Annotated in this window: 1 protein-coding gene and 1 pseudogene; one reads left to right on the top strand and one right to left on the bottom strand. The window is 52.2% G+C overall.

Going from position 1 to position 636, the window contains the following annotated elements; all coding sequences use genetic code 11:
* The coding region (locus tag J5224_RS33630) for a glycoside hydrolase family 88 protein (RefSeq protein WP_264629215.1) at positions 1–317 on the bottom strand (317 nt) is incomplete at its 3' end.
* A 211-nt stretch (positions 318–528) separates the two neighbouring features.
* On the opposite strand from J5224_RS33630, the pseudogene J5224_RS33635 reads away from it, so the two are divergent.
* Positions 529–636 (top strand): annotated as a pseudogene (locus tag J5224_RS33635) (LysR family transcriptional regulator); the annotation flags it as partial.

The following is a 636-nucleotide window of genomic DNA, read 5'->3' on the forward strand; positions in this document are numbered from 1 at the left end:
CGGGTGTGTTGCCACAGCAGTGACAGCGGCAGCATCGGGGCGGTGGTATTCACATTGAGCGGCGGTAAGCCCTGTGCGATTTGCCTGTCAAACCAGGTGTTAAGGGTGGCGAGCAGATCGTCTCGGCGGGTGAATTCCCACAGGCGAAACAGACCATACAGGCCCACGCCCTGCGGCCATTCCCAACTGTTGAAAGAGATATAATCTCCCGGCGTGCCATCCAGATTAGGCTCATGAAAGCGGCCTTCGTCTTTCAGGCCGAGGGTGCCTGTTATCAGGGCATCTAACTGTGCGTTCAGTGTGGTGTTGCTGCTCATTGAGTCGGTTTTCCCTTGGTGAAAGCGTGCGTGTTGCAAATGGTGTAGCATTTGCGCAAAACAATGCGCAATACGAAAATTTTTTGCGTTAATGTTTTGTGATTTTGGTTAACTTTTTGGCGAGATGCGTACCGATCAGGGTTTTTTTTATTTATTAAAATAACCGGTTATGATGACGCTATCTGAGGCAGAGAAACGGCAGCGAAAAGCGATGAAAGTCACGCTGGAAGAGTTGCAAGCGTTTGTGGTGGTCATCGACAGCGGATCGATCACGGCAGCGGCAGAGCAGGTGGGGCAGACCGCGTTCGGCATCAGGCGT

The sequence above is a fragment of the Candidatus Symbiopectobacterium sp. NZEC135 genome, from assembly GCF_025962695.1.